Source organism: Microcoleus sp. PH2017_35_SFW_U_B (assembly GCF_020737865.1).
Lineage (GTDB): Bacteria > Cyanobacteriota > Cyanobacteriia > Cyanobacteriales > Microcoleaceae > Microcoleus.
This window is the reverse complement of the sequence record NZ_JAEQDE010000058.1, coordinates 88,510-95,683: the sequence shown is the minus strand read 5'-3', so window position 1 is coordinate 95,683 and position 7,174 is coordinate 88,510. Positions and strand designations below refer to the sequence as shown.

The window sequence follows — 7,174 nt, the reverse complement described above, 5'->3', positions numbered from 1 at the left end:
TACAATTGCTAGGGAACTCATAAATCATAAGTTAGGGTGAATCCGACTTCTAAACTCTAAACCTAAACCCTGTCTACTGTCTAGAACGAAATAGCCCTGAGCACAATACTGTGGTTTACAAAAATGATGACAAGTACCGGGGAATGCCGCACCGCAACTGCATTTTGATGAATCGCGCGGATGCAGAAAGTGCTGGTATGCAAGAACATCAGCGGGTTACTGTGCAGGGAAATGTGGGGAAAATGGAAAATGTTGAGGTGATTTACGGGGCGGTTCGTGAGGGTGCTGCTTTGATGTTTTATCCTGAAGTTAATGTAATTTTTCACCCGGAAATTGAAAAGCGATCGGGCACGCCTGCTTACAAGCGAGTACCTGCTTTTGTGTACGCAGAAGCATAAGGTACGTTGTGAAAACATCTATATGTAGAGTGCGTCAAGGTACGTTGTTGGGCTTCAGCCCTCTTTCCGAATATCATAAAGAGCGCTGAAGCGCAACTACGTACCTAATTTATATGACTGACGACTATATGTATGGTGCGTCAGCTATCATTATTTTCGCAACAAACCAACAATCTCATACTGACGCACTCCTCGAATAAATGGTGCGTCAGTATCAGACTTTTTGTGCTGATTGAAAATGTCCAACCTGACGCACCCTACTACTAACTGTCATAATTAATAAAGGTACGTTGTTGGGCTTCAGCCCTCTTTCCGAATATCATAAAGAGCGCTGAAGCGCAACAACGTACCTAATTTGTCTGACGAAAAGTCAACCGTATTGAAAGCTGACGCACCCTACCACTAATTTTTGTGAATGCAAAATCTGGATTAATTATTGTTAATTTGCAAAGCTCTCCCGCGCCAAGTCCATCCCCAACCTGTTTCGGTTTTGATCGCAGATCCGATCGCAATTGCCGCAATTAACGTCCCTCCCAAACCTCCCAACCACCAGTATTTCGTCGGACACTCAGAAATTTCGGCACCCAAACGGCGCAAAGTGTAATGGTACCCAATTACGATCGCAGATAAACAGATAGTTAACAACGTAATCGGCAAATGGTAATTGCTAATTGCTAATTGGTGATTGTTAATTATGTTGGCAATTTCGCCGTTAGCCAGCAAAATAGCTAATGCCAACCACGGCATCGGATAAAGAAAGAACATAATTGCTGCCATATAAAACATCGAACCCCAACTGCGGTTAGCGCCGAGATACAGATTCTTTGTCCAGCCTTCCCACAATGCGCTCCAAGACCGATACATCCGCACGGATGCCAAATTTGACCCGGAATAAAGTCCGAGCTTTAAACTCGCACGCTTGATGCGTCTAGCTAATTCCACATCTTCGACAATTTCGCCTGCAACTGCTTCGTGTCCGCCGATTTTTTCGTAAGCCGATCGCCTAAACAGCATAAATGGGCCACCCGCAAAGGCACTGTCTGTTTTTGTAGCATCATTAACGGCTGTAAAATCGAAGCAAACAGCTAGGTTATTGAACATTAAAGGCTGCACCAACCACTCGGAAAAACACCCACAAACCAGCGCTGGCATACAGGTTAGCAGGTCTATTTTCTCGGTTTCGGCTGTGGCGATAGCGGTTTCAATCGCCCCCGGTTTCAGCCGCACGTCGGCATCGATAAATAATAGGAATTCTCCGGTTGCTTCCCGAACAGCTTGGGCGCAGGCCCAGTTTTTGCCCGCCCAATATTGGTTTTCCGGTCGCGCCTCACCTGCTAATATTTTGAGGCGGGGGTCGCCCGGCTGTTGTTGCAGAGTTTGGGCGATCGCCTTCGTGTCGTCTGTCGATCGATCGTCTACAATCAAAACCTCTAGCTTGTCAGCAGACAGGGCTGTACTCTCCAAAATGGCGATCGCGCAATCCCGAATATTCTCGGCTTCGTTGTATGCTGGTACGATTACCGAAATTTTGGGGAAGTCACCCGCCGACGGAAATAACTGCTGAGCCACACTGCCGTTGGTGCGAGGCGCATTTTTGACCGATTGGCGCAAATTCTTGGTGTAAGCTCTACTGACTATGAGAGAAAAAATTACCAGGGTTAACAATATCAAAGCGAACTGACCTCAAAATTTACGTGCACAATTTGTGTCCTTAAATATTAAAAAATATTAAAACAAAAAGCTAGTCGATCGCCCAAAAAGTTATTTTCAGCATCTCCTTTGCTATAATTTGTGAGCATCTTTCGGCTCTACCGCAGCAAGGGGCAAGACCCCTCACCCAGTCTGAGACCGAAAAGCCGAGGATAGATATCAGTTGTCAGAGGATCTTGCAATGGGCGAATTTGTTTCAGTGGATGTGTTTGCGAATACCATAGCGATACTCGGTGCTTTGGGTTTTTTCTTTTTGGGATATCAAGCTTTGCAGATGTTGAAAAAATAAAGTATGGCAATTGTCAGAGGGAACATCTCATTTTTGCAAAAAGCATTTTTATACAGTGCTGTCCCCTCTCGCGTGCTATGTATAGTACGCGAGTTCTTAAGATCCCACTACAAATGCGATCGCACAGATGCACCCATCGTCAGGTGAGTGAGGTACGGATTGGTAATGGGTAATATGCGATCGATCGTGAGTGATGGGTGATGGGTAATGAGTGATTGGCTGGCGAGTACCTCCCTTGATTGACAATCGCTATATCAGTCAATTGAGAATTCGGCAAATCGTTGTAGAGAAATACAGTTAAATGCTTCTCTGGTGGGCATCGAACCCGCCACAAAATAGCAATTTAAATCTCAAATCGACTGACCTAGTTACAACTAAAAACTGCCTGCTGTGAAACTGTTTCTTGCGAAAATCAACCAAAAAAAGGCTGCGTTATTATCATGGTGAGCCAACTTTTAGATGGACGCTATCAAGTCATTGAAGTCATAGAAACAGGAGAATTTGGGCAAACCTATCTGGCCAAAGATACTCGTCGCCCCGGTGAACCGCAGTGCTTTGTCAAGCACCTGCGTCCCGGTACCAGCGAGCCCAAATTAATTAATACTACGCGCCGTCTTTTCCAAAAAGAAGCAGAAGTTCTAGAAAAGCTCGGTCAACACGACCAAATCCCTCAGCTATTCGCTTATTTTGAAGAAAATGAAGAATTTTTCTTAGTAGAATCCTTTATTGCCGGTCACTCGCTATCCACAGAGATTGTACCGGGAAAGCCGGTTCCCGAAGAAAAAATTATTCCTTTGTTGAAGGAACTATTAGAAATTTTAGTGTTTGTACACGGACAGGGAGTAATTCACCGAGATATTAAACCAGCAAATTTAATCCGTCGCTATGCAGACAACAAGTTAGTTTTGATTGACTTTGGCTCGGTGAAAGAAATTCACATCGCTCAAAGACAAGCACCGGTAACTGTGCGGATTGGGACGCTGGAATATATGCCGATCGAGCAATTTCAATACAACCCGCAACTCAACAGCGATATCTACGCCTTGGGAATGATTGGCATCCAAGCTATGACGGGTTTGCCGGCTTACGATTTGCCGAAACTGCGGGATTTGAAAAATTCTAATCGAGGCGAAATTGTTTGGCGCCATTTAACCTCCTGCTCCCAAGCGCTGGCCGATGTTTTGGACAATATGGTGCGCTACGATTTTCGGGAGCGCTACCAGTCGGCGGCGGAGGCTTTGGCCGATTTGCGGAAAATTGGCGATCGATCGCGCACGCGGGTACCCAAACTCACAATCTATCGCGAAGAAGTCGATCGGCGCAGCAGCAGTCGCGGTGACATTACAGTCGTCGGTCGCAGAATATTAGAAGAATTGCGCGTCAGTTTGGAATTGCAACCAGAAGAAGCAGAGGCGATCGAAGATGAGGTATTGAACCCTTACCGCAAATACAGGGAAAAAGGCGAACGCTACGAACAATCGCTGCAAGAAACCATGCAGCAAGAATATCCTTTTTCTGCAAACACTCGCGAGGAATTAAAACGGTTGCAGCAAGTTTTAGGGCTTACCGACGAAGATGCGGCCAGAATCGAAGAATTAGTCGTTCCTAAATCTTTATTCGGTAAATTGTACAAGGCGATCGCGATCGTGTTGGAAGGACACCGCAACCCCAACGCCATTGTGCCCCCAGCCAGCAGCACTCTTCCACTGGGAGTGCAGGCAATTCCGGCGGCATCCCCAGAGGTAAATTTGAACGGAAAAGGGAGTTTATCCATCGCCCCAGACAGCACCAGCGCCTCAGCAATTGTCCCCAAAGAACCTCGCAAAATCAATCCTTATATCGCCGGAGCAACGATTGCAGCCCTCTTAACTGCGATCGGCGGAATTTACGGATACCTCAAATGGCAAGAAAGACAGCAGCAAGTGCAGCAAGAAACCCAACAATTCAATCAAATCGAAGCTTTTTATCAAGAAAGCAATTATGAAGGCTGCATCAGCCAAATCCCAACAATTGCCAAAACTTCCAGCACCTATACCTCCGCCCAAAACTTACAACAAAAGTGCCAAGCAGGTCTCCAATGGAAAAACGCCAAAGTCAAAAACTTCGCCCAGCATTCAGATGCAGTTGGATCTGTTGCTTTTAGTCCAGACGGCTTAATGTTAGCCAGCGGTTCCAAAGACAAAACCATCCAAATTTGGGATTTAGCCACAGGCAAATCGATCCGCACTTTCCCAGGAGATTCATCCACCGTTTGGTCGGTTGCTTTCGATGCAAAAGGTACGAAACTAGCCACAGGAACAGGTTTTTGGAGAGTCATGTTGTGGGATTTAAAAACAGGTCAAGCTACTCGCAGTCTCGATCATAGTGCCTCTGTTTGGTCAGTCGCTATCAGCCCCGACGGACAGCTCGTTGCTAGCGCCAGCGGAGACAAAACCACCAAAATTTCCGATGCCACAACGGGCAATTTGCTCCAGAATTTACCAGATCACACAGATTTTGTTTATTCTGTTGCTTTCACTCCCGATGGCAAAAATTTAGTTAGCGCTTCTAAGGATAAAAAAATCACAATTGTCGATGTAGCAACAGGGAGGTTGCTCAAAACTATTGAAGGACACGGCGACGCGGTGAGGTCTGTGGCAGTTAGCCCGGACGGAAAGACAATTGTTAGCGGCTCCTACGATGAAAGCATTAAAATCTGGAATCTCGAAAGTGGAGATTTAATTCGCTCGATCAAGGGACATTCTGACGATATTGTTTCGGTTGCTATCAGCCCGGACGGGAAATTTATCGCCAGCGGCAGCAAGGATAAAACCATTAAAATTTGGGACTTTGATACCGGAGAATTGCTGAATACTTTGACGGGACATACCGATGAGGTTTATGTAGTGACTTTTAGTCCCGATGGCAAAACTATTGCTAGCGGCTCTAAAGACAATACTATTAAGTTGTGGCTGAGATAATAGACTTGAATTGCAAAAATCGGAAAACACCCTGAAATTATCTGCGTTTATCTGTGTTTATCTGTTTGACATCTGCGGTTTATAGTCTGATTTGTAGTAGGGTGCGTCAGCCAATTCTGGTTCCTCACCTGAAAATTAGGCTACTCGCTGACGCACCCTACAATATCGACTAAGCAGAGCGGTTTTATTGTCGTCAGACAAATTAGGTACGTAGTTGCGCTTTCAATTAATTGCAGTAGTTTAACTCTTTTTCTAAGGATTTGGGAAAGTGCCAAGCAGGAGTTTCTATTGTGTCCTCAGTGGGATAAATTTCACTTAAATCCTCTCGACTTTGGAAAAAGTAGTAGAGGTTAGCCACAGTTAAATCGGATATTTCTTGCCAGTTCGAGACCGCTAAAGCTGGATAGCCAGTTGCGATCGCCTGCTGGCACACATAAAACTCGTATCCCCCGCGCAGTTCCGGCTTCAGGGCGAAGGCTAGCTGGTCGCGCAAGGATAGAAAGTGAGACTTTTGCTTTAAACTTTGATAAAGTGAAGGTTCCGCAGTTAATACCGCGAATGTCGTGTGGATGCTGCTTTTTATATGATGGTCGCCGCTGAGTTTATCTAAACTAGCTAACTGGTGCTGCTCTTTGGGAGACAAAGTTTGCATCCAATCTACCTCGTTTTGCCAAAATTCTATTACACTTAGATCGTGACCGAGAATCCTGGTAACTTCTGGAAATAAAAAATCTAGTTCAGATTCCGATTGACATCCTTTCACAACAGTGAGAAGATCGTGACGAATTTTTGATTGAAGTTTGAGCAGGCGATCGCTGACTATATCGTAAGCCCGCTGCAACTGAAACGTAATGCCCAGCGCCAGCTCGATCGCCCAAACACATTCCATTTGCCGGAGCTTTCCGGCAGAACACAGCCCCTCCAACAAACCGGGACGATCGTAAATTTTTAAAGCCTCAAACAGCATATCTCGCCCGTTATTAATCTCCGAATTCCGCAGCTTGAGATCCGGCACTGTCAGGGCTGACTGGCAGCGTTTAATAGCTTTAGAAAAAATATCGTAACCGTTAACCAGTTGCTGGCGGTGCCTTTGAAAATTAGAGTCATGAGCCACCTTAAAAATCTGCTGAATTACCTCTACTCCCTTATCTTTGAGGATATGCCTGAGATCGATAAACCCGTCTTTAATTTTGAGCTTCTGGTGTTTTGCCTCATCTCTGATTTTTAATACTTGTTCGAGGTTTACTGCTGACAAAACTGTACTCGATACAGCCCCAATACCAATGACGGCAGCAGTCGCTTGCATCACTGCCAAATTAATTTTGAGACAGTTAAGCATTCTGTATATTTTCTGAAACCCCTGGTGACTTTGAGCAAGCTGCAAGGGCGCGACTGTCACGTACACGGGAGCTATCAGCGGCTGTACGGGCCCGCCTCCGCCTAAGTGTGAGAGCAATCCTAGAACTCCGCGATCGCATAGAGTTGTAGTTGTTGATTGATAAAATATTTTGGCAATCTCCACAAACTCCCCTGTCACCGGATCTCTAGCTGCGGGGAGCAATTTTCCAGTTGTGGTGGCAGGCTGTACGAGGTTGCCAGTATTGAGCCTAGCCTGAGTTGTAGGGGTGAATACATAATCCATGTTGTGACACCAGTTTAAAACAAGAATGCAACTGTAGGCCCGCGCTCCAAACCCTGATAGTTATCAGTCATTCCCATTCCCAATTCTAAAATCTAAAATCTAAAATCTAAAATGGTCTGACTCAGTTTGCATTCCAAAAGGGAGATGTTCTGTATTGTATGCTATTTAGGGAAAG

The 7,174-nt window shown here is 45.5% G+C and carries 4 protein-coding genes and 1 pseudogene; 2 read left to right on the top strand and 3 right to left on the bottom strand.

Annotated elements, in window-relative coordinates; translation table 11 throughout:
* Positions 1-104 precede the first annotated feature (104 nt).
* Positions 105-398: pseudogene (locus tag JGK36_RS17250) on the top strand (molybdopterin dinucleotide binding domain-containing protein); the annotation flags it as partial.
* A 429-nt stretch (positions 399-827) separates the two neighbouring features.
* On the opposite strand, the gene JGK36_RS17245 reads toward JGK36_RS17250, so the two are convergent.
* Together JGK36_RS17245 and JGK36_RS17240 are read right to left on the bottom strand one after the other, a co-directional pair.
* Positions 828-2,069, bottom strand: a complete 1,242-nt coding sequence (locus tag JGK36_RS17245; RefSeq protein ID WP_293197674.1) for a glycosyltransferase family 2 protein — start codon at positions 2,067-2,069, stop codon at positions 828-830.
* A 424-nt stretch (positions 2,070-2,493) separates the two neighbouring features.
* Entirely contained in the window at positions 2,494-2,643 is a 150-nt protein-coding gene (locus tag JGK36_RS17240) for a hypothetical protein (protein WP_293182331.1), read from the bottom strand.
* A 194-nt stretch (positions 2,644-2,837) separates the two neighbouring features.
* Here JGK36_RS17240 and JGK36_RS17235 point away from each other — a divergent pair, with 194 nt between their 5' ends.
* Positions 2,838-5,357: a serine/threonine-protein kinase gene (locus JGK36_RS17235; protein ID WP_293182329.1), complete on the top strand. Its 2,520-nt coding sequence runs from the start codon at positions 2,838-2,840 to the stop codon at positions 5,355-5,357.
* 226 nt (positions 5,358-5,583) lie between these two features.
* Here JGK36_RS17235 and JGK36_RS17230 read toward each other — a convergent pair whose 3' ends face one another.
* Complete coding sequence (locus JGK36_RS17230) at positions 5,584-6,999, bottom strand: hypothetical protein (RefSeq protein WP_293197672.1); 1,416 nt, start codon at positions 6,997-6,999, stop codon at positions 5,584-5,586.
* Between the last annotated feature and the right edge of the window lie 175 nt (positions 7,000-7,174).

Excerpts from the sequence above, each read along its gene's own strand:
- JGK36_RS17230 (WP_293197672.1), bottom strand. The coding sequence starts at position 6,999 with ATGGATTATGTATTCACCCCTACAACTCAGGCTAGGCTCAATACTGGC.
- JGK36_RS17235 (WP_293182329.1), top strand. The coding sequence starts at position 2,838 with ATGGTGAGCCAACTTTTAGATGGACGCTATCAAGTCATTGAAGTCATA.